Raw genomic sequence first — 24701 nt, forward strand, 5'->3', positions numbered from 1 at the left:
TCGGCGGCCATGCACTGTGTGAACCGACGGCGAAGACTTGGTGCCCGAGTTGCACTTCTGATGGCAGGCTTTTGCGCGAGCACGAAGCCGCCGAATTGCGGCTCGGACTCGACCCCTTCCGGATCTCTGGACGTCGCTCGAGACTGCTCTGCATTCCATTGACGGACTATTCCATCAATGGAATGCTCTGTGGGTGATCGTCGACATGCCGGAAGACTTCTTCGCCTACCTCGATCGCCTCGAGGAGCAGGCGGAGCGTGGGGACGCTCACGCGGTGCAGGTGTTGGCACATGTGACGGCCGCGTTGGCGGATCTGGCCGCACTGGAGGAACCACCATCGGTGGATCTGCCAGGATTGAAGCGGGTGCGTCAGTCCAGGCGGGTATCCGTGTGGCGGACCTCGCACCCGTTCGACGAGGGTGTCGCGGTCCGGGTGATCTGCTGGTTCCCGCTGGGCACCGACGTCGTGGTGGTGGCGCTGTTCGCGGGGGACAAGGCGCAGATGGGGGATGTGTTCTACAACAGCGTCGGTTCTCGTGCCGATGCGGCGATCGAGCAGTGGCTCTTCGAAACCCGAGGTGAGGATCATGACTGACAAGCGCACGTTCAGGCGGGCGAACGAGAGGATCGCAGAGCTGACGGCGCACTCCGCCATCACCAGTGAGGTGGAGCGTGTCCGTGCGGAGACGGCGGAAATGAACCGGGTCTACGTGCAGACTCTCGCCGACATCCGTAGGGCCGGTGATCTCACGCAGACCGAGGTGGCGAAAGTGCTCGGCGTGGAGCAGGCGGCGGTGTCGAAGATCGAGCGGCGCGACGACTTGCTCCTCTCGACGCTGCGGCAGTACCTAGCGGCGACCGGGGCCGAGCATCCGCGGATCGTCGTGGAGAAGAATGGGATCGAGGTCAGCCTGGACCTGGACACCTTCTCGGGCACATAGCCGTGCAGTTTGTGGCGAGGTTCTCCTTACACATACGTTGGCCCCCGCGCCTGCCTCGAACAAGCAACTCGAATTTGTCCAACACGGTGAGTCCGTCCCGCGGGGACGCGTCTTGGACCATTACTCTCGCCGTCTGACGAAAAGGCGAAGGCGGCAGTGCTGCAACCCTGGCCAGACGAACATCTCGGCGAACGAGTACGGCGTGGCGACGGGTATGGAATGCGCTTTTCGCACCGTTCGAGTACCCGACCGGATTGCCCCGGTTGACGCTCGCGCGATTGACCGGGGCCGGCGGCGTCACTTCGTCACATACGCCGCCTGCCGGAGTGCCTCACCGCGGCCTGCCCGTCCGGGAGCCGACGACGCATTGATCGCGAGCACCGACAGCAACTCGTACGCGACGTGCGCCGCCGCGATGCCGGTGATCTCGGCGTGGTCGTATGCGGGCGCGACCTCCACGATGTCGGCGCCGACCACGTTCAGGCCGACGAGTCCGCGCAGTGTGTTCAGCAGTTCGCGGGACGTCATGCCGCCGGCCTCGGGTGTGCCGGTGCCCGGCGCGTGCGCGGGATCGAGGACGTCGATGTCCACGGACACGTAGACCGGACCGCCGTCGAGCCGTCGACGCATCCGTTCGACGATGCTGGCGACGCCGTCCACCTCGTAGTCGTCGGACCGGATGACCTGGAAGCCGAGAACGGCGTCGTCCTCGAGGTCCTTCTTGCTGTACAGCGGGCCGCGGATGCCGATGTGCTGCGACCGCTCGAGGTCGATCAGCCCCTCCTCGCTGGCCCGCCGGAACGGGGTGCCGTGCGTGTAGGGGGCGCCGAAGTAGGTGTCCCACGTGTCGAGGTGCGCGTCGAAGTGCAGGACGGCGATGGGACCGTGGTCGCGGGCGAGGGAACGCAGGATCGGCAGGGCGATGGTGTGGTCGCCGCCGAGCGTCAGCACGGTCGAGCCGTCCTTGCGCAGGTCGGTGACGGCACCGTCGACGGTGGCCAGGGCTTCCTGGATGTCGAACGGATTGACGCCGATGTCACCGAAGTCGGCGACCTGCTGCGCACCGAAGGGGTGCACGTCGAGTGCGGGGTTGTACGGGCGCAGGAGCTTCGACGCGGCGCGGATGTGGCCGGGGCCGAAGCGTGCGCCGGGACGGTAGCTCACGCCGGAGTCGAACGGAACACCCAGCACCGTGACGTCGGCGCGGGAAACCTCGTCGAGCCGGGGGAGGCGGGCGAACGTGCTGGGTTCGGCGTAGCGCGGGGTGCGGGTCGCGTCGACGGGGCCCTTTATTGCGTCGTGGTCTGTAGTCATCGGAATCCTTCGGTGTGTGCCGGAGACGTGGCTTCGTCGTATCGTTTCCTTGGAACGCATTCTTGTCAACACCTGTTTCCTATACGAGACACAACGAAGGATCGATGCATGGCGAACGACCTCGCAACCGAAGGTGCGTCGGGCGTCGACGCGCCCAGGATCGGCCCCCGGCTCAAGGCGGCTCGGCAGGCACAGCGCCTCACGCTCGACGAACTTGCCGCGAGCTGCGGCATCACCAAGGGCTACCTGTCGAAGATCGAGCGGGACCACGCGAGCGCGTCCGTCGCCACGCTGGTGCGGATCTGCGCCGCCCTGAACATTCCCGTCGGGTCGCTGTTCGAGAGCTCCGCCGCAGGTGAGGTGGTACGCGCCGACGCCTACCCGCCGATCAGCTTCGGCGGGGAGCGCATGGCCGAGTTCCTGTTGACCCCGTTTGGTGAGCGCCGCGTCCAGTCGCTCCTGAGCCGGATCGAACCCGGCGGCGGGAGCGGCTCGGAAACGTACGAACTGCCGGTCGACGTCGCCTTCGTCTACGTCGTGTCGGGCGAGATCTGCATTTCCTTCAACGGCCCGGGGGCAGGCGAGGACGTGTCGCTCGCGACCGGGGACGCGTTCACCTTCTCCCCCCAGTTGCCGCACAGCTTCCGCGCGCTCGGCGACGACACCGCGACCGTTCTGTGGATTCTGGCCCCAGCACTACCGGACGACGTCCGGCCCACCTCCCGCTAGGAAACCGTCAAGCGGTTTAGGAAACATGTGTTGACAGTCACGGCTCGCCCGTTCATTGTTGTGCGCATCACTCCACCGCTCAGGAGCTCAACGTTGGACATCACCAAGATTTCTCCGCGCCCGCCCGGACTGGCCGGCGCACTGCGCGCCCGCAAATCGGTCGACGCTATCGTGGCGCGCAACGACCAGGAACCCGGTCACGGTCTCAAGAGGTCGATGGGCCTGGTGCACCTCACCGCACTGAGCATCGGCGCGTCGCTGGGCACGGGCATCTTCGTCATCCTCGGCGAGGCGACACCCAAGGCCGGCCCCGCCGTCGTCCTCGCCTTCGTGCTCGCGGCGTTCACCGCCCTCTTCTCCGCCCTCTCCTACGCGGAACTCGCGGGCAGCATCCCCGTCTCCGGCAGCTCCTACTCGTACACCTACGCGACGATGGGCGAACTGTTCGCATGGATCTGCGGCTGGTGCCTGATGCTCGAGTACGGTGTCTCGGTCGCGGCCGTCGCCGTCGGCTGGGGCGAGTACATCAACGAACTACTCCACGGCATGTTCGGCATCGCGCTCCCCGCCGCGATCAGCGAATCACCGGGAGCGGGCGGCATCGTCAACGTGCCCGCCATCGTCATCGTGCTCGTCGCGGTGGCACTGCTGACCCGGGGAGCGTCGGAGAGCGCCCTGGTGAACACGGTCATGGTGGCCCTGAAGATCCTCGTGCTCGTGTTCTTCTGCGCGGTCGCGTTCACCGCGTTCCGCGCCGGGAACTTCGCACCGTTCATTCCCCTCGGCGCCGCAGGCGTGACGGCCGCGGCCTCGCAGGTGTTCTTCGCCTACATCGGGTTCGACGCCGCGTCGACCGCCGGCGACGAGGCGAAGAACGCGAAGCGCGACCTTCCCCGCGCCATCATCCTGTCGCTCCTGATCGTCACGATCCTCTACTGCCTGGTCGCGATCGCGGCCGTCGGGGCGATGCCCTGGCAGGACATCGCCGGTGAGGGCGCCGCGCTCGCGACCATCCTGAATGCCGCGACCACCAGCACCTGGCCCGCCATCTTCCTGTCCGCAGGCGCGGTGATCGCCATCGCCAGCGTCGTCCTCGCAGTGATGTACGGACAGACCCGCATTCTGTACTCGATGTCGCTCGACGGCCTCGTTCCGCGGATCTTCTCCCGCGTCAGCCCGCGCACCCGGGTGCCCGTCGTCAACATCGTCGTCGTCGGCGCCATCGTGTCCGCGCTCGCCGGGTTCGTGCCGCTGGGCGAACTCGCCGACGCGACGAGCATCGGCTCGCTGTTCGCGTTCATGCTCGTCAACATCGCCGTCATCATCCTGCGCCGCCGCCACCCCGACCTGCACCGCAGTTTCCGGACCCCGCTGTTCCCGCTGATGCCCGTCCTCGGCGTGGTGTTCTGCGCGCTGCTGCTGTTCGGCCTCGGCGTCTCGACGTGGGTGGCGTTCGCGCTGTGGATGGCGGTCGGGCTCGCGATCTACTTCGCCTACGGCGTCCGCAAGTCCGAACTCCGCAGCAGGCCGGAAGAGGTCGAGGCGCGATGAGGGCGGCACTGTTCCAAGGTCCCGAACTGTCCTTCGACGTCGCGGCGAACCTCTCCGCCATCGCCTCCGCCGCGCAGAGCGCGGCCGCATCCGGGGCGTCCATCCTGGTCTGCCCGGAAATGGCGGCCACCGGCTACAACATCGGATCCCTCATCGCTGAGCGGGCCGAACCCGCCGACGGACCGATCGCGGCACGGATCGCGGAGATCGCTCGCGAGTCCGGGATCACCGTCGTCTACGGCTACCCCGAGGCGGACGGCGACGTCGTCTACAACAGCGTGCAGGCACTTGATCCGTCCGGGAACTCGCTGGCGAACTACCGCAAGACGCACCTGTTCGGCGACCTCGACCGGTCGCACTTCGCGGCCGGCGACGAACTGGTGGTCCAGTTCGACCACGACGGCATCCGGTGCGGACTCCTGATCTGCTACGACGTCGAGTTCCCGGAAGCCGTTCGCGCCCATGCCGACCGGGGAACCCAGTGGCTCGTCGTCCCCACCGGCCTGATGAGTCCGTACGAATTCATCGCGGAAAGCGTCGTCCCCACCCGGGCCTACGAGAGCCAGATGTTCGTCACGTACGTCAACCGGTGCGGCACCGAAACCGAACTCGACTACTGCGGGTCCAGTTGCGCGATCGCACCCGACGGCACCGAACTCGCCCGGGCGGGCCGCCACGAAGAACTGGCCGTCGTCGACCTCGAACTCGACGTCCTCCACCGATCCCGCCGTGAGAACACCCATCTCGACGACCGACGCGTCGACCTCTACCCCTTCCCGCAGGAGAAGACTTCATGACGATCCCCGTCACCCCGGACAGCACCGCTACGGACACCGACGTCCCGCCGCTGACGATGTTCGGTCCCGATTTCCCTTTCGCTTACGACGACTACGTCACCCACCCGTCGGGCCTCGGTGCGGTGCCCGCCGACCGGCACGGCACCGAGGTGGCGGTCATCGGCGGCGGACTGTCGGGCATGGTCACCGCGTACGAGCTGATGAAGCTGGGCCTGAAACCGATTGTCTACGAGGCGGATCAGATCGGTGGCCGGATGCGGTCGCAGCCGTTCGAGGGCCACCCGGGTGTGGTGGCCGAGATGGGCGCGATGCGGTTCCCACCGTCGTCGACCACCCTGTTCCACTACCTCGACGCCACCGGGCTGCGGACCGAGGCGTTCCCCAACCCGCTCGCCGACGCCACCCCCAGCACGGTCATCGACCTCAAGGGCGAAACCTATTACGCGCAGCACCTCGACGATCTGCCGCCCGTGTTCCGGGAGGTCTCCGACGCGTGGCAGCGCACCCTCGAGGACCACGCCGAACTGATCCCGCTCCAGCAGGCGATCCGCGATCGCGACACCGCCGAACTCAAGCGGATCTGGAACGACCTCGTGGTCCGGCTGGACGATCAGACGTTCTACGGCTTCCTCGCGTCGTCCAAGCACTTCGCGTCGTTCCGGCACCGGGAAGTGTTCGGGCAGGTCGGTTTCGGAACAGGCGGCTGGGACACCGATTTCCCCAACTCGATCCTCGAGATCCTGCGCGTCGTGATCACCGCCGCCGACGACCACCACCGCGGCATCGTCGGCGGGTCGCAGCAACTGCCGCTGCACCTGTGGACGGACACCCCGACGGGGATGGCGCACTGGCCGGACGGCACGTCGGTGCGCTCGCTGAACGGCGGGGAAACCCGTCCCCGCGTCACGGAGGTCCGGCGCACCGCACCGCACCAGGTGACGGTCACCGACTCGTCCGGTGAGATCCGCACCTACCCGGCCGCCGTCTTCACCGCGCAGAGTTGGATGCTGCTCAACAACATTCACTGCGACGACGACCTGTTCCCGATCGACCACTGGACCGCCATCGAACGCACCCACTACATGGGTTCGACGAAGGTGTTCGCCCTCGTGGACCGTCCATTCTGGAAGGACAAGGACCCGGTCACCGGCCGCGACCTCGTCAGCATGACGCTGACCGACCGGATGAGCCGCGGCACCTACCTCCTCGACCACGGCGACGACAAGCCCGGCCTGATCTGCCTGTCCTACACGTGGTCCGACGATTCGCTCAAACTCCTGCCGCTCGACGCGACCGAGCGGATGAACCTCATGATCAAGTCGCTCGAGGAGATCTACCCGGGCGTCGACTTCCGCAGTCACATCATCTCCACGCCGGTCACGCTGTCCTGGGAGACCGAGCGCGACTTCATGGGCGCGTTCAAGGCGAACCTCCCCGGCCACTACCGGTACCAGGAGCGGCTGTTCAGCCATTTCGTGCAGGACGAACTCGACCCGCGGCACCGCGGCATCTTCCTGGCCGGCGACGACATCTCGTGGACCGCGGGCTGGGCGGAGGGCGCCGTGCAGACCGCGCTCAACGCCGTCTGGGGAGTGATGCACCACCTCGGCGGCGCCGCCCCGGCCGACAACCCCGGACCCGGCGACCGGTACGCCGAACTCGGCCCGATCCGCTTGTGCGACTAGCGCCCGTGAGTACTTATTAACCACGGGCGGTTAATAAGTACTCACGGGGGCGTCAGCCCAACCAGTCCAAAACCGCAGCGGCCGTCCACGACTGCTGCATGCTGCCGAGGGGCTGACCGGTGAACGGCTCGTAGTATTCGGCGAAACTGCCGTCGCTCGCCTGCCGCAGCCCCTCGGACCGCAGCAGGTGCGAGCGCTCGGCCCACCCGCGGCGGGCGAACGCCCAGGAGAACAGCCACGTCATCACCGGCCACACCGGACCGCGCCAGTATTCGCGCGGGCGGAAGTCGCCCGACACCGGCGACGTCGACGGCGGCACGGCGTACCGGAGGTCGGGGTGGCCGCAGAATTTCGGCCCCTCGAACGTGCGGAGGAGGGCACGTTCGGCGTCGCGGCTCAGGCCGCCGCACAGCAGGGGAGAGAACATGGCGAGGGTTTCGGTGGAAATCCACCGGCCGCTGCGCAGATCGAAATCGCGTGCCGCCCCAGACCTTTCGTCGGTGGTGGTGAGGACGCCCTGCCGGAACCGGGCCGCCCACTCGTGCAATGCCCGAACGTCGCTGTTCGGCATCGAATGTTCCTCGCCGATGGTCGCGAGCACCTCGCACGCCATCGAGAACACGGCGCTGACGAACACGTCCTCCACCGCGAAACTCATGGCGGTGGCCAGTTCCTCGTCGTCATAGCGGACGGTCTTCATCTCTTCGAGCAACCACAGGTAACGGTCGTATTCGCCGTTGGACGGCCGCTGTCCCGTGTCAGCGACGTGGGACAGATCCTCGCGCAGATACGCGGGCATCGCCCCGGCCACGACGTTGGCGTACGAGTGGTCCCAGCGCGGCGAGTTGTCCATGCCGGACTCCCAGCCGTGGTACAGCGCGATCCGGCCGTTGCCGTCGAGGTCGCGGGCGTTGGCCAGCCAGCGGTGCCAGCGCACGAGGTCGGGCCAGCGCCGGTCGAGGAACTCCTCGGCGACGGCGCGGGTGCTGCGACCGTGCCTGCGCGAGTGGTCGAGGATGCGCTGCACGGCGATGGCGTGCACGGGCGGCTGGGTGATCCCCGACGTCTGGGTGCCGCTCGGCGCGTGCGCCGCGAGGGTCCCGCACTCCCACCGCCCGGGGCCGGGGAAGTATCCGTCGACGCCGTTCGCGAACACGATGTGCGGGATCATCCCGTTCTTCCACTGCGCCGACAGCAGGGTGTCGAGTTCGACGACGGCCCGCTCCACGCTCAGCGGCGCCAGTCCGACCGCGACGAACGCGGCGTCCCAACTCCACATGTGCGGGTACAGGCGCGGCGCGGCGCTCGTCATCGTGCCGAGGTCGTTGCCGCGAAGCAGGTACGCGGCACGTGCCGCGAGCTGTGTCGGGGTGAATCCGCGGTCCGCCATTGCACCATTCTGCTGCGGGTCGGCCCACACCGCTCGTCGGATGGGGTTCAGGGGCGCGGTCTCGACCTAGCCGGAGTGCGCCTTGAGGTACTCCTCGACCGCCTCGCGCATGACGTCGCTGGGCTTCCTGTGCTGATTCTCGGCGAAGCGATCGAGTCTCTCACTCAACGGACGCGGCAGCCGGACCTGCCGGCGAGGCGATTCGCCGCTCAGACCATCGGCCTGCCCCAAGGACGGACGGCCCGCCCCGACCCGGTCCAGCAACTCCCTGCCGGCTGCGGCAGCGTCCTGGCCTCGCATTGCGGTTGCGGAGTTCTCGGGCAACTTCATGTCACTCTCCGCCCACTTGGCGAGCCGGCCGAAATCGGGCTCCTCGTTTTCAGTGTTCATCTGCGTCATCCCTCCGGGTATTTTGCTCTGCGGTCACCTCTTCAGCGGCCCACATTCGGTCGGCCCCACACTAATTTTGTACGACATAATTGGTCGACCGCATCTATAACATGGCGCGCCTGGAGCACTAAGCCTGCAATCGAGAGTGCGAGCGTCCACGTGCGTGCACTCAGCCCGCGAATCCGCACAGAGTCAGCGTCGGGCGCGAGTCGCGCAGCGGCCGCAGATCCGACAGCCGGCGGAGGAAAGCCGAACCCCACAGGCCCCGGCCGAGCGGTAACGCCACCTCGCGGGTGAATGCGACGTCCGGGATCCGTGCGGGCAGTTCCGCGGCCTCGCCTGCGGAGAGGTGGAACGGCATCGGCGGGACGGTGTAGTCGCCGTGGATCCGCAGGCCCTTCTGCGTCTTACGGCTGAACCATTTCGGCACCGAGTCGAACATCATCCGGCCGCCGGGGAAGCGCCGCGCGCACTCGCCGATGAGCGACAGCGACTCGTCGGGTGGCAGATACATCAGCAGGCCCTCCGCCGAGACGAACACACCCCGGCCGGTGTCGACGTGGTCCATCCACGACCGGTCCAGCGCGGACACCGCGAGGGTGGTGACGTTCGGCTCGTCCGGCAACAGTTGCCTGCGCAGCGCGACCACCTCGGGCAGGTCGATCGACACCCACCGGACGTCGGGGTCGCCGATCCGCCAGTAGCTGGTCTGCAAGCCCTCGCCGAGCGCGACGACGGTTCCGTCGGGGTGGGCGGCGAGGAATGCCCGGATCTCGTCGTCGAACGCCTGCGCGCGCAGGGCGTGGGATTGACCGGGTTTCCCGAAGTTCTCGTACGGATAGTCGAGGGTCTCGTAGAGCTTCACGGCGAGCGGGTCCTCGAACGCGGTGTCCGGGCGCGCCGCCTCGACGGCGCGGTTGCGGAGCGTCCACATCATCGTCGCGGGCACACCGGTCAGGGTGGTGGCGTCCACCCGCTTCCGGCCGTCGTCAGGCATTCCGCACCGGGTCGGGGTTCTCGGCGAGCGGTGTGCGGCGCAGCGTCCGGGTGCGCAACGTGTCCATCGACATTGCCAGGCTCCGTTCCCGGTGAGATCCGGTACACCACTCAATCACCTTTTCGGGCCCGCGTGGGGGAGGAACACCGACTCGGCACACGCTTGCGGGAATACGGTAGGGGGGTATGGTAGTTCTCAGAGAAGACATCGATACCCCGAAGAGAGGCGAACCCCCGTGAGCACCTCCAGCGTCACCGTCACCGGCATGACCTGCGACCACTGCGTGTCCTCGGTCACCGAGGAGATCAGCGAACTCCCCGGCGTCACCGCCGTGAACGTCGATCTGGCCACCGGCACGGTCGTCATCGAGAGCACCACCGACCTCGACCCGGGCGCCCTCGCGGATGCCGTCGCGGAAGCCGGGTACTCAGTCGCCGGCTGAGCCGGCAAACTCCAGCACAGGAGCCCCATCATGAACGCAACCGGCAAGTTCGCCGGATTCACCGTCGGCCTCGTCGTGATCTTCGGTGCCGCGCTCGCCCTCGGGTCGGTTGCCGGCCCGGACGTGGCCGAGCCCGCCGCGCACACGGCCGGGGACGACGGGCACGGCGCGGCGGGTCATGACGCCGTCGCCGACTCGACGCCGGGCGGACTGTCGCCGACGGCGGACGGCTACACCCTCGAACTGGCATCCGACCAGGTCGCCGCCGGTGCCGCGGTCCCGGTGCAGTTCCGGATCACGAATCCCTCGGGGGTATCCGTCACGGACTACACCCCGGAGCACGAGAAACTGCTGCACCTGATCGTCGTCCGCCGCGACCTCGCCGGGTTCCAGCACGTGCACCCGACGCTCGACGCGACCGGAACGTGGAGCGTCCCCCTCGACCTCACCCGCGGCGGCGACTACCGCGTGTTCGCGGACTTCACCCCGGCGGGCGGAGAGGGCGTCACCCTTGGCACCGACCTGCGCGTGGCCGGCACCTACGACCCACAGGAACTGCCCGCACCCGCGCCGACCACCATCGTGGACGGCTACACCGTCACACTCGACGGCACGCTGCGACCGGGCGAGACGTCGAACGTCACCCTCTCGGTGAGCCGCGACGGATTACCCGTCACCGATCTGCAGCCGTACCTCGGTGCATACGGTCACCTGGTGGCGCTGCGCACCGCCGACCTCGGCTACCTGCACGTCCACCCCGACGGACATCCCGGCGACGGCGTCACCGCGGCCGGTCCCGGGATCGACTTCGCCGTCACCGCACCCAGCGCGGGCGACTACCGGCTGTTCCTGGACTTCCAGCACGCCGGCGTCGTCCACACCGCGGAATTCACCGCCACCGCCGGACCGGAGGAGAAGTGATGACCCACGCGGCCGACATCGCGGCACCGCCCGATTCCCAGATCGAACTGGCCATCGGCGGGATGACGTGCGCGTCGTGCGCCAACCGCATCGAGCGCAAGCTGAACAAACTCGACGGCGTCACCGCGACCGTCAACTACGCGACGGAGAAGGCCCGCGTCCACTACGACGCCGCCGACGTCTCGCCCGAGGATCTCGTCGCGACGGTGGAGCAGGCCGGATACACGGCGCGACTGCCCGAGGTGAAGCCCCCGGCTCCGGAGGAAGAGGACCCGGCGGCGGCACTGCGGCAGCGGCTGCTCGTGTCGGCGGTGCTGACGGTCCCCGTCATCGCGATGGCGATGATCCCGGCGCTGCAGTTCACCAACTGGCAGTGGCTGTCGCTCACCCTCGCGGCTCCGGTCGTGGTGTGGGGTGCGTGGCCGTTCCACAAGGCCGCGTGGACGAACCTGCGGCACGGCACGGCGACTATGGACACGCTGGTGTCGATGGGCACGCTGGCCGCGTTCGGCTGGTCGCTGTACGCGCTGTTCTGGGGCACCGCCGGCATGCCGGGGATGACGCACCCGTTCGAGCTCACGATCGCGCGGGTCGACGGCACCGGCAACATCTATCTGGAGGCCGCGGCGGGCGTCACCACGTTCATCCTGGCCGGCCGCTATTTCGAGGCCCGCGCCAAGCGGCGGGCCGGTGCGGCGCTGCGGGCGCTGCTCGAGCTGGGCGCCAAGGAAGTGTCGGTGCTGCGGGACGGCACCGAACAGCTGATCGGCATCGACCAGCTCGACGTCGGTGACCTGTTCGTGGTCCGCCCCGGCGAGAAGATCGCCACCGACGGCGTCGTCGTCGAGGGCTCGTCGGCGGTGGACGCGTCGATGCTGACCGGCGAATCCGTTCCCGTCGAGGTCTCGCCCGACTCCGAGGTGGCCGGCGCGACGGTCAATGTCGGCGGTCGAATCGTGGTTCGCGCCAGCCGGATCGGAGCCGACACCCAGCTCGCGCAGATGGCGTGGATGGTCGAGGACGCGCAGACCGGCAAGGCCGAGGTGCAGCGCCTGGCCGACCGGATCTCCGGCATCTTCGTCCCGATCGTGATCGCATTGTCGGTCGCGACCCTCGGTTTCTGGATCGGAACCGGCGGTGCGGTCGCCGCCGCGTTCACCGCCGCCGTCGCCGTCCTGATCATCGCGTGCCCGTGTGCGCTCGGACTCGCCACCCCGACCGCCCTCATGGTCGGCACCGGACGGGGCGCCCAGCTGGGCATCCTGATCAAGGGCCCCGAGGTTCTGGAATCGACCCGGCGCGTCGACACCGTAGTGGTCGACAAGACCGGCACCGTCACCACCGGCACGATGTCGCTGCACGACGTGATCGCCGCCGACGGTCAGGACGAGGAGCAGGTTCTCCGGTTCGCCGGGGCACTCGAGGACGCGTCCGAGCATCCCATCGCGCGGGCGATCACCCGCGGCGCGAAGGAGCGGCTGACGACCCTTCCCGACGTCGAACAGTTCACCAACGTCGCGGGACTCGGCGTCCAGGGCATGATCGACGGACATGCGGTGGTCATCGGCCGCGCGAAACTGCTCCGCGACTGGTCGCTGCACCTCACCCCCGAACTCCAGCGGGTCGTCGAGGCGGCGGAGGCGGACGGCAAGACCGCGGTCGGGATCGGCTGGGACGGACAGGCGCGCGGCGTGCTCGTCGTCGCCGACACCGTCAAGCCGACGTCCCGCGAGGCGGTGGCGCAGTTCCGGGAACTCGGCCTCACCCCGATCATGCTCACCGGCGACAACAAGTCCGCGGCCCGGGCCATCGCCGATCAGGTCGGCATCGGCGAGGTGATCGCGGAGGTGCTGCCGCAGGACAAGGTGGACGTGGTCAAGCGTCTGCAGGCCGAGGGCAAGGTGGTCGCGATGGTCGGCGACGGGGTCAACGACGCCGCCGCGCTCGCGCAGGCCGACCTCGGTCTCGCCATGGGCACCGGCACGGACGTGGCCATCGAGGCCAGCGACCTCACCCTGGTCCGCGGCGACCTCCGGGCCGCCGCCGACGCGATCCGGTTGTCGCGCAGAACGTTGAGCACGATCAAGGGAAACCTGTTCTGGGCCTTCGCCTACAACGTCGCGGCGCTGCCGCTGGCGGCGGCGGGTCTGCTCAACCCCATGCTGGCCGGTGCCGCCATGGCATTCTCTTCGGTGTTCGTCGTGAGCAACAGCCTGCGACTGCGCCGGTTCCAACCGCTGACCACTCCCACCCGAGGGGAACAATCATGACCGAGCAACCGCACACCGACCACGAATCCGGCCACGGATACATCAGCGCCAAGGACGACTACCTCAAGCGACTGCGCCGCATCGAGGGCCAGGCGCGGGGACTGCAGCGGATGGTCGAGGACGAGAAGTACTGCATCGACATCCTCACCCAGGTCTCGGCGATGACCAAGGCGCTGCAGGCGGTGGCGCTGGGTCTGCTCGAAGACCACATCAGCCACTGTGTCGTCGACGCCGCCGTCGCGGGCGGCTCCGAGGCGGACGCGAAGATCAAGGAAGCCACCGACGCCATCGCACGACTGGTGCGTTCCTGAAAACCTGACCACGAGAGCAGCTTCCGAGGGAGCAGGCATGTCTCACGATCATCAGAAGGAAATGGAACAGGTCCGGCACACCGGACACGATCACGACGCCCACACCGATCGGCACGCCGGCCACGGCGCGCACGGTGAGGTGTTCCGGCAGAAGTTCTGGATCAGTCTCGCACTGTCGGTGCCGGTGGTGGTGTTCAGCCGCATGTTCGCCGACCTCCTCGGCTACACCGTCCCCAATTTCCCCGGTGCGTCCTGGATTCCGCCGGTGGTCGGGACCGCGATCTTCTTCTACGGCGGCGCACCGTTCCTCACCGGCGCGTGGAGCGAGCTTAAGTCGCGGCAGCCGGGCATGATGCTGCTGATCGGGATGGCGATCACGGTCGCGTTCCTCGCGTCGTGGGTGACGACCCTGCAGATCGGCGGGTTCAACCTCGACTTCTGGTGGGAACTGGCGCTTCTCATCGTCATCATGCTGCTCGGTCACTGGCTGGAGATGCGGGCATTGGGGTCGGCGTCCGGCGCCCTCGACGCGCTCGCCGCGCTGCTGCCGGATACCGCGGACCGGGTCACCGACGACGGCGTCACCGAGGTGCCCGTCTCCGAACTCGCCACCGGCGACCTGGTGCTGGTGCGGGCCGGTGGTCGCATTCCCGCCGACGGCACCGTCGAGGACGGCCGCGCGGAGGTCGACGAATCGATGATCACCGGCGAATCCACCCCCGTCCCACGGTCGGTCGGCGACCCCGTGGTCGCGGGCACCGTCGCCACCGACAGCGCGCTGCGGATCACCGTCGGCGCCGTGGGGGAGGACACCGCGCTCGCCGGCATCCAGCGACTGGTCGCCGACGCGCAGTCGTCCTCGTCCCGCGCCCAGGCCCTCGCCGACCGCGCGGCCGCGTTCCTGTTCTATTTCGCCTCGATCGCAGGACTTCTCACGTTCGTGGTGTGGTCGCTGCTCGGCAACGTGGACGAGGCCGTGGTGCGGACCGTCACCGTTCTGGTGATCGCCTGCCCGCACGCCCTTGGCCTGGCGATCCCCCTCGTGATCGCCATTTCCACCGAGCGGGCCGCGAGGGCCGGTGTGCTGGTGAAGGACCGGCTGGCTCTCGAACGCATGCGCGGCGTCGACGTCGTGCTGTTCGACAAGACCGGCACCCTCACCCAGGGCAGGCACGCGGTGACGGGCCTCGTCGCGACGGCCGGTGTCACCGACACCGACCTGCTCGCGCTCGCCGGCGCCGTGGAGGCCGATAGCGAGCACCCGGTCGCCCGCGCGATCGTCGCCGAGGCTGCCGCGAAGGTTCCCGCCGAGTCCCGCCGCACCGCCACCGAATTCCGGTCGTTGCCCGGACGCGGCGTCCGCGCCGAGGTCGACGGCGAGGAGGTCGCCGTCGGCGGACCGGCAATGCTCGCCGAACTGAACGTGACGGTCCCCGACGACGTTGCGGCGCACACGAAACGGTGGGTCGAGCGCGGCGCCGCCGTCCTCCACGTCGTCCGCGACGGGAAGGCGGTCGGCGCGGTGGCGCTCGAGGACGCCGTCCGCGAGGAGTCCCGGCAGGCGATCGACGCCCTGCACGCACGGGGCGTGAAGGTCGCGATGATCACCGGCGACGCCCGGCAGGTCGCCGACGCCGTCGCCGCCGACCTCGGGATCGACGAGGCGTTCGCCGACGTCCTGCCCGAGAACAAGGACGCACAGGTGGCGGCACTCCAGGCCCGCGGCCACCGCGTCGCGATGGTCGGCGACGGGGTCAACGACGCCCCCGCGCTCGCCCGCGCCGACGTGGGTGTCGCCATCGGAGCCGGCACGGACGTCGCCATCGAGTCGGCGGGGGTCGTCCTCGCCGCCGACGACCCCCGTGCGGTTCTGTCGATTATCGATCTATCGCAGGCGAGCTACCGCAAGATGTGGCAGAACCTGGTGTGGGCCACCGGTTACAACATCATCGCCGTCCCGTTGGCCGCGGGCGTCCTCGCGTTCGCCGGGGTCGCGATCTCCCCCGCGGTCGCGGCGATCCTGATGTCGATCTCCACCATCGTCGTCGCCCTCAACGCGCAGCTGTTGCGACGACTCGATCTGGATCCGGAACGGCTGAGCCGGCACTGACCGGGGTCTGCGTCCATTCCCATTCTCCTCCGTCTGTTCGGGTACCCATCCCCACGGATCAAGGAGTTCACCATGAGCAACCCGAACGAGTTCGAGACCCCGGCGACGGATCGGACGGACATGACACCGCAGGCCGCGGCGCCGACGTGTTGCAGCACCGAACGGCAGACCACCTGCTGCGATCGCAGCGAGAAGTCGACGTGCTGCGGTCCGGCGGCAACGGCCGGCGGCGGGTGCGGCTGCCAGTAGTCCTTACCCGGCAACGGTGCGGTGCGAGCGTTGGGCTCGCACCGCACCGCCGTCTGTGCGTGGTGTCGCGCGATCTAGGGGCGCCTCTCGAGCGGGTGTGCCGGCCTACTGGTCCGTCGTGGGTGTGGCTCCGCAGGCGCAGGATCCGCCGCTGCGGGGCTGGTAGTCGTGCACGTGCCCGGCGCGATCCTGGCTGATCTCACAACACGCGTGCAATTGGGCCTGAAGGGCGGCGCGGCCTCGCTGGACCCGGGATTTCATCCCGGACACCGAGATTCCCGCCTCACCCGCGGCCGCGGCGTGGGTTCGGGCGTCGAGGTCGACCATCTTCACCGCCGCGGCCTGCTCGGCGGGCAGCCCGGAGAGCATCGGCACCAGGCAGGAGGCGAGTTCCTTCTCCGCCGCCTCGTCGACATCCGATTCGTCGTCCGGTGGAGTGTCGGGGACGGCGTCGACGACCAGCTCACGCCGGTGCGGCGCGGAGCGGTAGAAGTCGGTGATCGCGTTGCGGGTGATGGCATACATCCACCCGAGGAGGCGGTCCTGATCGCGCAGATTGTCCAGGCTCTTGGCCATCCGCAGGAACACGATCGACAAGATGTCGTCGGCATCCTCGGGGCGCGAGACCCTGCGGGCTATGAAGGCCCGCAAATCGCTCGAGAAGCTGCGCCAGAGCTGTTCGAGATCAGCTGGCTCCTGATGGGGTGCGGTCGCGGTGGTGGTCGATTCCTCGCTCATGATCCGTGGTTCCTTTCCGTTTCCAGCATCCCCGTCCGGCGGCGCGGTGGCGACCCCTGGGAACGACCTCTCCGGTACCGACGGCGGCGGCCGCAATCGGACGCACCCGCGATAGAACGCAGTCTGCGTCCGAATCCGGTTTGCCTCGTCTGTATGGGTGTCGATGTCGATGACGGGTTCTCCGATTCGACGTACCAGTAGAAGCGCGGCGAGGAGGTGAGAGCGATGTTGACCACACACCTGTTTTCGGGTCTGACCAGCGAAGAGGTCGATCTGATCGTGGCGGAGGAACTGCATCTGCTCGACGCCGCCGCATGAGCGCCGTCGACGCCCGCACCGGGCGTATCCGCTGACCACAGCGCTCTCCCAGCCTCTACCCCTCTCCACCGGGGTAGAGGCCAGAAGAGTGCCACGGCTCCGGGACGGGCAGCACACACGAAGAACCCGCCCCGTCTCTTGGTGGAAGGACAGGGCGGGTGTGTCCTCCGTTCAATCAGCGGCCGCGTGCCAACCGAACCACGCGGGTGAGAACCGGAACGGCGGTCACCAGCGCCCACAACCCGATCGCCGCAATCAGGGCGGTGAGAGTGTCCCCCGCGGTGGCGGTGCCGAGGACGTGTCCGCGCAGGGCGTCGGTGGCATGTGCGACCGGATTCACCGTGGCCATTGCCTGCATCCAACCGGGCATGGTCTCGATCGGCGCGAACGCACTCGAGACGAACATCAGCGGCATCATCACCATCATCCCGGCGAACTGGACCACGTCCGGGCGCCGCAGCCGATCCCCGATCAGTCCGAACAACGCGCTCATCGCCCCCGCCAACACCACCAGCACCACGACCGCGGCGACGGCATCGACGGCACTGCCGTGGAACTCGAAACCCAAAGCCACGGCGGCGATCCCGAGCAACGCAGCCCGGGCGAGTGTGAACACGGCCTCATTGATGGTGCGAGCGATACCGGGTAGGCCTGCGCGCATCGGCAGGGCCGCGAAGCGGTCATGCAGGCCGTTGGTGTGATCGATCGCAGCGGACACTCCGGCGTTGGTGCCGGCCATCACTGTGGAGACGGCGAGCATCGCCGGGGTGAGGAAAACGATGTAGCTGACCCCGGCCGGGAAGCCCGGGCCAGCCGCGACACTGCGGAAGACCTGGCTGAACAGCACCAGCATCGCCATCGGCATGGTCAGCGAGAACATCAGCAATTGCGGAACCCGGGCACTGGTGCGCAGGTTCCGGACGGTCAGGGCGGCGAGCTGGTCCAAGGCCGTGGGGCGCCCGACCAAGGCGGTGACTGTGGTGGTGCGGATGGTGGTCATCGGTGTGCTCCGGGGGTGTGGGCGAGGTGGGTGAAGACGTCGTCGAGGCTCGGGGAGGTCACGTCCAGGTCGGTGACCTCGATGCCTCCGCGGTGCAGGCCGGCGACCAGGGCGGTCGCGGCGGGGGCGTCGTCGACGGTGACCGACACCCGAACCCGGTCGCCGTCGACCCGGTCCGTGTCCGGGATGAACGGCAGACTTCCCAGTTGGTGGGTGGGGACGGTGGCGGTCAGGACCTTGCCGCCGACGATCCGTTTCAGTTCGGCGGGGGTGCCACGGGCGGCGACCCGCCCCCGGCGCAGGACCACGATGTGGTCGGCGAGCCGGTCGGCCTCCTCGAGGTACTGGGTCGTGAGCACCACGGTGGTGCCCGCAGTGGTGAGCTCGTCCACGACGTCCCACAGTCCGGCGCGGGCGATCGGGTCCAGGCCGGTGGTCGGCTCGTCCAGGAACAGCACCGACGGGGACCCGACGAGGCTGGCGGCCACATCGACCCGGCGGCGCGAGCCCCCGGAGAGTTCCCCAACCCGCCGCGACGCGTATTCGTGCAGCCCGAGCCGGTCGATCAGCGCGTCGGCCCGGGCGCGGGCGGTGCGGCGCAGCCCGGTCAGGCGGCCGATCAGCTCCAGGTTCTCCCGGGCGGTGAGGAATTCGTCGAGTCCGGCGTATTGGCCGGTCACCCCGATCCGGCGGCGTACCCGATCGGCGTCGGCGACCACGTCCAAGTTCTCGATCTGCACGCGGCCGACGGTCGGGCGCACCAGGGTGGTCAAGGTGCGGATCAGGGTGGTCTTGCCGGCACCGTTGTGGCCGAGGACCCCGAGTGTGGCCCCGGCGGCTGCTTCCAGGTCGACGCCGTCGAGGGCCCAGGTTTTGCCGTAGGCGACGTGCAGGTCCTCGACGAGGACGGCGGGGGCGGTCATTTCACACCCCCGCCGTGGTCGCCGGCCGCGTGGCCGGTTCCGGGGGGAGAGAACGGGTGGGTGGTCATCGGAGGATTCCTCTCGAAGAAGGGCGTGCTCCCACCCGATGTGGATGGGAGTTACCTCCTCAGACGAACCACCCGCGAGAGGGACGCACCCGCCGCCGAATCAGTTCGATCGACCACGGGCGAGCGGGCCTCCAGCGGGCTTCAGCTGCATCCAACGCGCTCGGGAGTCGAGTTGCACAGGCCGCTACCCGGCCCGCTGGGGGCGACAGACCTCACTCCCGAGGCGTACAAACGAAAAGGCAGGCGGGGCCGGTGGCATAGGACCACCGCCCGCGCGAAGCGCGTAACTGGTGGAGCGATCTCCCCGCAGCGGCACGCCCGACCCTGGCCGACCACAGTCAGGGCCCCAGCAACACCGCCCCAGCCACAGATCACGGCGAGTAGCCAGGTCGCTGCTCGGATCAGTTGGGCAACCCGCGCTGCGGGCTTACCGCCCCTCTGTCACCTTGCGCCTCTCGCTGTCGCCGGGCATGCTCGCGGTCGCCACAATGGCGGCGAGCACCGCGGCGGCGGCGAGGATGAGGTAGGCGTGGGCGGAGCTGCCCGTCCACGCCGACAGGGCGGTCCCGGCCCAGGGGGCGAGGGCCATGACGATGACGACCGGCGCGGACATCAGCCCGTTCAGGCGCCCGTAGTGGGTGGCGCCCCACCGGTCGGTGATCGCGGTGGCCTGTATGAGGGTGAAGATCCCGCGGACCAGCCCCGCGCCGATGGCGACAGCAATCAGCGCGACCACAGAGGTCACGATCCCGAGCAACGCGGTGCTCGCGGCGGTGGCGGCGAGGATCACCACGATGCGGGTGCGGGCGGTGGTCCGGGCGGCGATCGGCAGGTAGCCGAGGCGGCCGAGAACCTGCCCCGCACCCCCGAGTCCGAGCGTCAGGGCGGCCAGCGCCGGGGAGAAGCCCTGCTCGATCAGCAGCGGCACCAGGTTGAACACCCCGGCGAACGCGGCGAACGCCCCGAGACTGAGCGCGACGACGAGGGCGAGGAACGCCGGGCTGCGGGAGGCGTCGCGGTGATCGACCGGATGGTTCCCGGTCGGGGCAGGTGGGTGCGGCCACCGCCCCCGCAGCCCCAGCAGGTGCCCGGGCACGGTGAGGATCGCCAGGATCGCGGCGAGGACGAGATACGTTGCTCGCCAGTCGTACCGGTTGACCAGCGCGGCGGTCAGCGGGGCGAAGACGGTGCTGGCCAACCCGGCGGCGAGGGTGAGGATCATCAGGGCTTTGACGTAGTTGTCGCCGTACCAGCGGGTCAGAGCCGCGAACGCGGGCGGATACAGCACCGCGCCCATCGCGACCCCGGCGGCGAGCCACCCGGCGTAGAACACCGGCAGGTTCGGTGCGGCCGCGACCACCAGCAGGGACGGGACGGCCAGGACGGAGCCGGCGGTCATCACCGCCCGCGGCCCGATGCGGTCGATGATCCGTCCCACCGGGATGCCCGTGAGTGCTGCGGCGAGTTGGGAGAGGGAGAAGGCGGCGGTGAGCACCGGCAGCGACCACCCGGTGTCCGCCGAAATGGACACCGACAGCACCGGGAACGCGTAGTAGGGGATGCCCCAGCTGGTGATCTCGGTCAGGCACAGTACCGCCAGCACCCGCCGCAGACCGGTCTCGTCGAGGGACGCGGTCTGCGGCAGGGTCCGGGTGCCGGTCACCGGGTTATCCGCCCGCGCGGGTGGACAGGGTGATCAGCTGCGGGTCCGGGGCGGCGCAGCACCCCACGGAGTCTTCCGCTGCCGCGGGTGTGTCGGGGTCGTCGAACACCCCGGCGCCGCCGCAGACTCCGGTCTCCGGCAGGGTCAGCTCGACCCGGGCGGCGGCCTCGTGGTCCCCGGCCAGGGCGGCGGCGATGCTGCGGACCTGCTCGTACCCGGTCATCGCCAGGAACGTCGGCGCCCGCCCGTAGCTTTTCATCCCGACCAGGAACACATTTGGCTCCGGATGCGACAGCTCGGCGACCCCGTGCGGGTAGACGGTGCCGCAGGAATGCACGTTCGGGTCGATCAGCGGCGCCAACTCGGTGGGGGCCTGCAGCACCGGATCCAGCCCCAGGCGGATCTCCGAGAGCCAGGACAGATCGGGCCGGAACCCGGTCAGCACCACTACCCGATCCACGTCCTCGATTCGGGCTCCGGTGTCCGACACCAACACCACCCGACCGTCCGCACCGTCGGGTTCGATGGTGGCGGTGCGGAACCCGGGAACCACCGTCAGCAGCCCGTCGTCGACGGCCGTCTTGGCGCGCAGGCCGAGGGCGCCGCGGGCGGGCAGCTGGTCGTCCTCGCCGCCGCCGAAGGTGGCCCCGACATCGCCGCGGCGCAGCACCCAGCTGATCCGGGTGCCCGGCGCCCGCTTCTCGAGATTGGCCAGGGCGACGATCGCGGTCAGAGCGGAGTGCCCACTGCCGGCGATCACGATGTGCTTGCCCGCGTACCGGGCGCGCACCTCGGGGTCGTCGACGTTCGGGACCCGGTATTCGAGGACGTCGGCCGCTGCTTTCTCGCCGAGCGCGGGCAGGCCCTCACCGCCGAGCGGGTTGGGGGTGGTCCAGGTGCCGGAGGCGTCGATCACGGCCCGCGCAAGAATGCGGTCCTCGGTGCCGTCGGCACGGCGCAGGTGCACCGACAACGGTTCGGTGTCGCGGCCGGCGTCGACGACCCGGTCCCGCCCGCGACGGGCCACGCCGACCACCTCGGTGCCCAGTTTCACGATGTCGCCGAGTGCGGCGGCCAGCGGGACCAGGTAGTCCTGGGTCCAGTCCTGGCCGGTCGGATACGCCTCGTCGTCCGGGGCCGTCCAGTCGGTGGTCTCGAGGAGGCGGCGGGCGGCCGGGTCGATCAGCTCCCCCCACCGGGAGAACAGCCGCACGTGGTTCCACTCGGCGATCGCGGCACCGGCGCTGTCACCGCGTTCGAAGACCACCGGGGTCAGGCCGCGTTCACGCAGCTGGACGGCGGCGGCGAGTCCGATCGGTCCGGCGCCTACGACGACTACGGGCATGGTGTTCATCTCGAGATCCTTCCATCGACGTTCATCGATCTTCTGCAATCGGAGAGTATCGATGTGCATCGATGAATGCAACCATCGATGGATATCGATATAGTGAAGGGCATGACTTCCCTGGACATGCCCACCGTCCACACCCCCGGCGAAGTGGATGCGTTGGCGCCGGAGGACGCGGCCACCTACGCCGGGTGGTTCGCCTGCCTGGCCGATCCGACCCGGGTGCGGCTGCTGCATCAGGTCGCCTCCCGTCCGGCCGGGATCACCGTGGGCGAGCTCGCGGAGGCCCTGGGGATCGGGCAGCCGACCGTCTCGCACCACGTCCGCAAGCTCGCCGACGTCGGTTTCGTCTCCGTGCACAAGCGGAGCACCAGCACCGTCGTCATGGTCAACCCGGCGTGCTGCACCGGGTTGCCGCACGCCGCGGACGCGGTGATGGGGGTGCTGACCCCGCGTCCGTGCTGCCCGGACGACCTGCCCGACGACGTCACCGTCCGCCCCATGGCCGAGCAGGATTGGGACGCGGTGCGCCGGATCTACGGCGAGGGCATCGCCACCCGCACTGCCACCTTCACCACCGAGGTCCCCCTCCAGACCGCTCTGGACGCGCAGTGGCTGCCGGGGCATCGGTGGGTCGCCGAGATCGACGACATTGTGGTCGGCTGGGCCGCGCTGTCCCCGACCTCCGGACGGGACTGCTACGCCGGGGTGGCCGAGAACTCCGCCTACGTCGCCGACGGCATGCGCGGGCGAGGCGTCGGAAAGGCACTGCTGCGTACCCAGGTGATCGCCGCGGACGAGGCCGGGTTGTGGACGCTGCAGACCTCGATCTTCCCGGAGAATCGGGCCTCCATCGCCCTGCACCACTCCGCCGGGTTCCGCACCCTCGGAGTCCGTGAACGCATCGCCCAGCTCGACGGGATCTGGCGGGACACCGTCTTCCTCGAACGCCGTTCTCCTGTCGCCGGATAACCTCTCGAAACAGTTGGGGCACATGATGTCCGAGCCGCCACCGGTTGATCGGGCCGCGATCGCCGCCGATCTGGAGCGGGCCCGGGTCGCGTTGCACGAGTTGGTCGACGGCGCGAGTACCGAGCAGCTCGCTCGGCGCTCGTCCGGCACCCGCTGGACCAACGAGCAGCTGCTGTTCCACATGGTGTTCGGCTACATGGTCGTCCGGCGGCTGCTGATCCTGGTCCGGGTATTCTCCCGGCTGCCCGACCCGGTCGGCCGAGGGTTCGCCCGCGCCCTGAACGCCGCGACACCGGTGTTCCACCAGATCAACTATTTCGGCTCGTGCGCGGCGGCCACCGTCTTCAACCAAAGGCGGATGGGCCGCCACTGCGACCGCGTCATCGCGAAGCTGCAACGCTCCCTCACCCGGGAATCCGAGACGAACCTACGGCGCAGCATGACGTTCCCGGTGCGCTGGGATCCGTTCTTCACCGAGACCATGACCCTCGAGCAGGTCTACCGATACCCGGGCAAGCACTTCGACTTCCACCGCGCCCAGCTCACTCTCGGCTGACGCATTCCGCCGAAAATCAGCTCGCGTGCGTCCTTCCGGGCCGGCCGTCGTCTATTGGTATGCCGACATCCCGGCACCCACCATCGAGGACGAGGACACGACATGACCACCATTCCCACCGATACAGGCACCGACCGCGCGCTCAAAGCCAAGCACCGGGCGTTGTGGGCCTCCGGCGACTACCCGACCGTCGCCGCCGAACTGATTCCGACCCTCGGCGAGGTGCTCGTGGAGGCAGCCGATATCCGCGCCGGCCAGCGGGTGCTCGACGTCGCCGCCGGTAGCGGCAACGCCGCGATCCCGGCCGCCGCGCGCGGCGCCACCGTCGTCGCGTCGGACCTGACGCCGGAACTGTTCGACGCAGGGCGAGCGATCGCCGCCCAGCGCGGCGTCGAGCTGGACTGGGTCGAGGCCGACGCCGAGGCATTGGCGTTCGGCGACGACAGCTTCGACGCGGTCATCTCGGTCGTCGGGGCCATGTTCGCGCCGCACCATCAGCAGACCGCCGACGAGATGCTGCGCGTCTGCCGACCCGGCGGCACCATCGCGATGATCAACTGGACACCGCAGGGTCTGATCGGCAACCTGTTCAAGACCATGGCACCCTACGCACCGCCCCCGCCGCGCGGTGCGACCCCGCCGCCGTTGTGGGGCGACGAGCAACACGTCCGCGACCTGTTCGGCGACCGGGTGACCGCGCTCGACGCGCACCGCCAGTCGCTCGCGATCGACCGCTTCGCAGACCCGACCGAGTTCCGGGAGTTCTGGAAACGCAACTACGGCCCGACGATCGCCGTGTACCGCCACAATGCCGCGGATCCGGATCGGATCGCGAACCTCGAGCGGGACTTCCTGCAATTCCTCACCGCGTGGAATCGGGCCGATGCGCCCGGTCGGACACACTACGACGCCGAGTACCTGCTCGTCACCGCGCGCAAGCGGTAGCCCGCATCGGCCCTCGGTCACCGGCAGCGCATCGCCTGTTGGGTTGCCCCCTGATTCGACACCTGTCAATATC

General features: G+C 68.9%; 24 protein-coding genes. 15 read left to right on the forward strand and 9 right to left on the reverse strand.

Annotation, left to right across the window (positions count from 1 at the left end):
* Positions 1-193 precede the first annotated feature (193 nt).
* Together CJ179_RS41560 and CJ179_RS41565 are read left to right on the forward strand one after the other, a co-directional pair.
* Positions 194-595 carry a hypothetical protein gene (locus tag CJ179_RS41560; protein ID WP_095865333.1) on the forward strand — a complete coding sequence of 134 codons (402 nt, stop codon included), beginning with the start codon at positions 194-196 and terminating at the stop codon, positions 593-595.
* Positions 588-941 (forward strand): XRE family transcriptional regulator, encoded by a 354-nt coding sequence (locus CJ179_RS41565; RefSeq protein WP_072945033.1) that lies wholly within the window; start codon positions 588-590, stop codon positions 939-941. Before CJ179_RS41560 ends, CJ179_RS41565 begins: the two co-directional genes overlap by 8 nt.
* Positions 942-1238: 297 nt before the next feature.
* Here the strand turns inward: CJ179_RS41565 and speB are convergent, their stop codons facing one another.
* On the reverse strand, positions 1239-2255 hold the full coding sequence (speB, locus tag CJ179_RS41570) for an agmatinase (protein ID WP_095865334.1): 1017 nt from the start codon (positions 2253-2255) through the stop codon (positions 1239-1241).
* 108 nt (positions 2256-2363) lie between these two features.
* Between speB and CJ179_RS41575 the strand changes: the two genes are divergently transcribed.
* The 4 genes from CJ179_RS41575 (at position 2364) to CJ179_RS41590 (ending at position 7017) form a co-directional block, all read left to right on the forward strand.
* Positions 2364-2984 (forward strand): helix-turn-helix domain-containing protein, encoded by a 621-nt coding sequence (locus CJ179_RS41575; RefSeq protein ID WP_072945029.1) that lies wholly within the window; start codon positions 2364-2366, stop codon positions 2982-2984.
* Positions 2985-3077: 93 nt separating this feature from the next.
* Positions 3078-4535: an amino acid permease gene (locus CJ179_RS41580; protein ID WP_095865335.1), complete on the forward strand. Its 1458-nt coding sequence runs from the start codon at positions 3078-3080 to the stop codon at positions 4533-4535.
* The gene (locus CJ179_RS41585) at positions 4532-5332 is read left to right on the forward strand and encodes a carbon-nitrogen hydrolase family protein (protein WP_095865336.1); all 801 of its coding nucleotides are present in this window, start codon (positions 4532-4534) and stop codon (positions 5330-5332) included. Before CJ179_RS41580 ends, CJ179_RS41585 begins: the two co-directional genes overlap by 4 nt.
* Entirely contained in the window at positions 5329-7017 is a 1689-nt protein-coding gene (locus CJ179_RS41590) for an NAD(P)/FAD-dependent oxidoreductase (protein ID WP_095865337.1), read from the forward strand. The genes CJ179_RS41585 and CJ179_RS41590 overlap by 4 nt, the downstream gene beginning before the upstream one ends.
* A gap of 52 nt (positions 7018-7069) precedes the next feature.
* Here the strand turns inward: CJ179_RS41590 and CJ179_RS41595 are convergent, their stop codons facing one another.
* The 3 genes from CJ179_RS41595 to CJ179_RS41605 all read right to left on the reverse strand — a co-directional run bounded on the left by CJ179_RS41595 (position 7070) and on the right by CJ179_RS41605 (position 9794).
* The gene (locus CJ179_RS41595; protein ID WP_095865338.1) at positions 7070-8407 is read right to left on the reverse strand and encodes an amylo-alpha-1,6-glucosidase; all 1338 of its coding nucleotides are present in this window, start codon (positions 8405-8407) and stop codon (positions 7070-7072) included.
* Between the two features lie 66 nt (positions 8408-8473).
* Positions 8474-8797, reverse strand: coding sequence for a hypothetical protein (locus CJ179_RS41600; RefSeq protein ID WP_095865665.1), 324 nt, complete (start codon positions 8795-8797; stop codon positions 8474-8476).
* Between the two features lie 169 nt (positions 8798-8966).
* Entirely contained in the window at positions 8967-9794 is an 828-nt protein-coding gene (locus CJ179_RS41605) for a class I SAM-dependent methyltransferase (protein ID WP_095865339.1), read from the reverse strand.
* 235 nt (positions 9795-10029) lie between these two features.
* Here CJ179_RS41605 and CJ179_RS41610 point away from each other — a divergent pair, with 235 nt between their 5' ends.
* From CJ179_RS41610 to CJ179_RS51850, 6 genes are all read left to right on the forward strand, one after another.
* A complete protein-coding gene (locus CJ179_RS41610; RefSeq protein ID WP_095865340.1) occupies positions 10030-10236 on the forward strand; it encodes a heavy-metal-associated domain-containing protein in 207 nt (68 codons plus the stop codon).
* A gap of 30 nt (positions 10237-10266) precedes the next feature.
* Positions 10267-11157, forward strand: coding sequence for a hypothetical protein (locus CJ179_RS41615; protein ID WP_095865341.1), 891 nt, complete (start codon positions 10267-10269; stop codon positions 11155-11157).
* Positions 11157-13427: a cation-translocating P-type ATPase gene (locus CJ179_RS41620; protein WP_095865342.1), complete on the forward strand. Its 2271-nt coding sequence runs from the start codon at positions 11157-11159 to the stop codon at positions 13425-13427. Before CJ179_RS41615 ends, CJ179_RS41620 begins: the two co-directional genes overlap by 1 nt.
* A complete protein-coding gene (locus tag CJ179_RS41625) occupies positions 13424-13738 on the forward strand; it encodes a metal-sensitive transcriptional regulator (RefSeq protein ID WP_072945011.1) in 315 nt (104 codons plus the stop codon). Before CJ179_RS41620 ends, CJ179_RS41625 begins: the two co-directional genes overlap by 4 nt.
* A gap of 37 nt (positions 13739-13775) precedes the next feature.
* Positions 13776-15848 carry a heavy metal translocating P-type ATPase gene (locus CJ179_RS41630; protein WP_095865343.1) on the forward strand — a complete coding sequence of 691 codons (2073 nt, stop codon included), beginning with the start codon at positions 13776-13778 and terminating at the stop codon, positions 15846-15848.
* Between the two features lie 72 nt (positions 15849-15920).
* The gene (locus CJ179_RS51850) at positions 15921-16097 is read left to right on the forward strand and encodes a hypothetical protein (protein ID WP_179377871.1); all 177 of its coding nucleotides are present in this window, start codon (positions 15921-15923) and stop codon (positions 16095-16097) included.
* 105 nt (positions 16098-16202) lie between these two features.
* Here CJ179_RS51850 and CJ179_RS41635 read toward each other — a convergent pair whose 3' ends face one another.
* From CJ179_RS41635 to CJ179_RS41660, 5 genes are all read right to left on the reverse strand, one after another.
* Complete coding sequence (locus CJ179_RS41635) at positions 16203-16835, reverse strand: sigma-70 family RNA polymerase sigma factor (protein ID WP_095865344.1); 633 nt, start codon at positions 16833-16835, stop codon at positions 16203-16205.
* A gap of 493 nt (positions 16836-17328) precedes the next feature.
* A complete protein-coding gene (locus tag CJ179_RS41645; protein WP_095865346.1) occupies positions 17329-18153 on the reverse strand; it encodes an ABC transporter permease in 825 nt (274 codons plus the stop codon).
* Positions 18150-19076, reverse strand: coding sequence for an ATP-binding cassette domain-containing protein (locus CJ179_RS41650; RefSeq protein WP_095865347.1), 927 nt, complete (start codon positions 19074-19076; stop codon positions 18150-18152). Before CJ179_RS41650 ends, CJ179_RS41645 begins: the two co-directional genes overlap by 4 nt.
* Positions 19077-19571: 495 nt before the next feature.
* Complete coding sequence (locus CJ179_RS41655) at positions 19572-20807, reverse strand: MFS transporter (RefSeq protein WP_095865348.1); 1236 nt, start codon at positions 20805-20807, stop codon at positions 19572-19574.
* Between the two features lie 4 nt (positions 20808-20811).
* A complete protein-coding gene (locus CJ179_RS41660; RefSeq protein ID WP_095865666.1) occupies positions 20812-22161 on the reverse strand; it encodes an NAD(P)-binding domain-containing protein in 1350 nt (449 codons plus the stop codon).
* Positions 22162-22263: 102 nt separating this feature from the next.
* On the opposite strand from CJ179_RS41660, the gene CJ179_RS41665 reads away from it, so the two are divergent.
* From CJ179_RS41665 to CJ179_RS41675, 3 genes are all read left to right on the forward strand, one after another.
* Positions 22264-23127 (forward strand): metalloregulator ArsR/SmtB family transcription factor, encoded by an 864-nt coding sequence (locus CJ179_RS41665; protein WP_095865349.1) that lies wholly within the window; start codon positions 22264-22266, stop codon positions 23125-23127.
* A gap of 25 nt (positions 23128-23152) precedes the next feature.
* Positions 23153-23683, forward strand: a complete 531-nt coding sequence (locus CJ179_RS41670; protein WP_095865667.1) for a DinB family protein — start codon at positions 23153-23155, stop codon at positions 23681-23683.
* A 102-nt stretch (positions 23684-23785) separates the two neighbouring features.
* Positions 23786-24628, forward strand: a complete 843-nt coding sequence (locus CJ179_RS41675) for a class I SAM-dependent methyltransferase (RefSeq protein WP_095865350.1) — start codon at positions 23786-23788, stop codon at positions 24626-24628.
* Positions 24629-24701: the final 73 nt, after the last annotated feature.

The sequence above is a fragment of the Rhodococcus sp. ACS1 genome, assembly GCF_002300155.1.
GTDB lineage: Bacteria > Actinomycetota > Actinomycetes > Mycobacteriales > Mycobacteriaceae > Rhodococcus_F > Rhodococcus_F koreensis.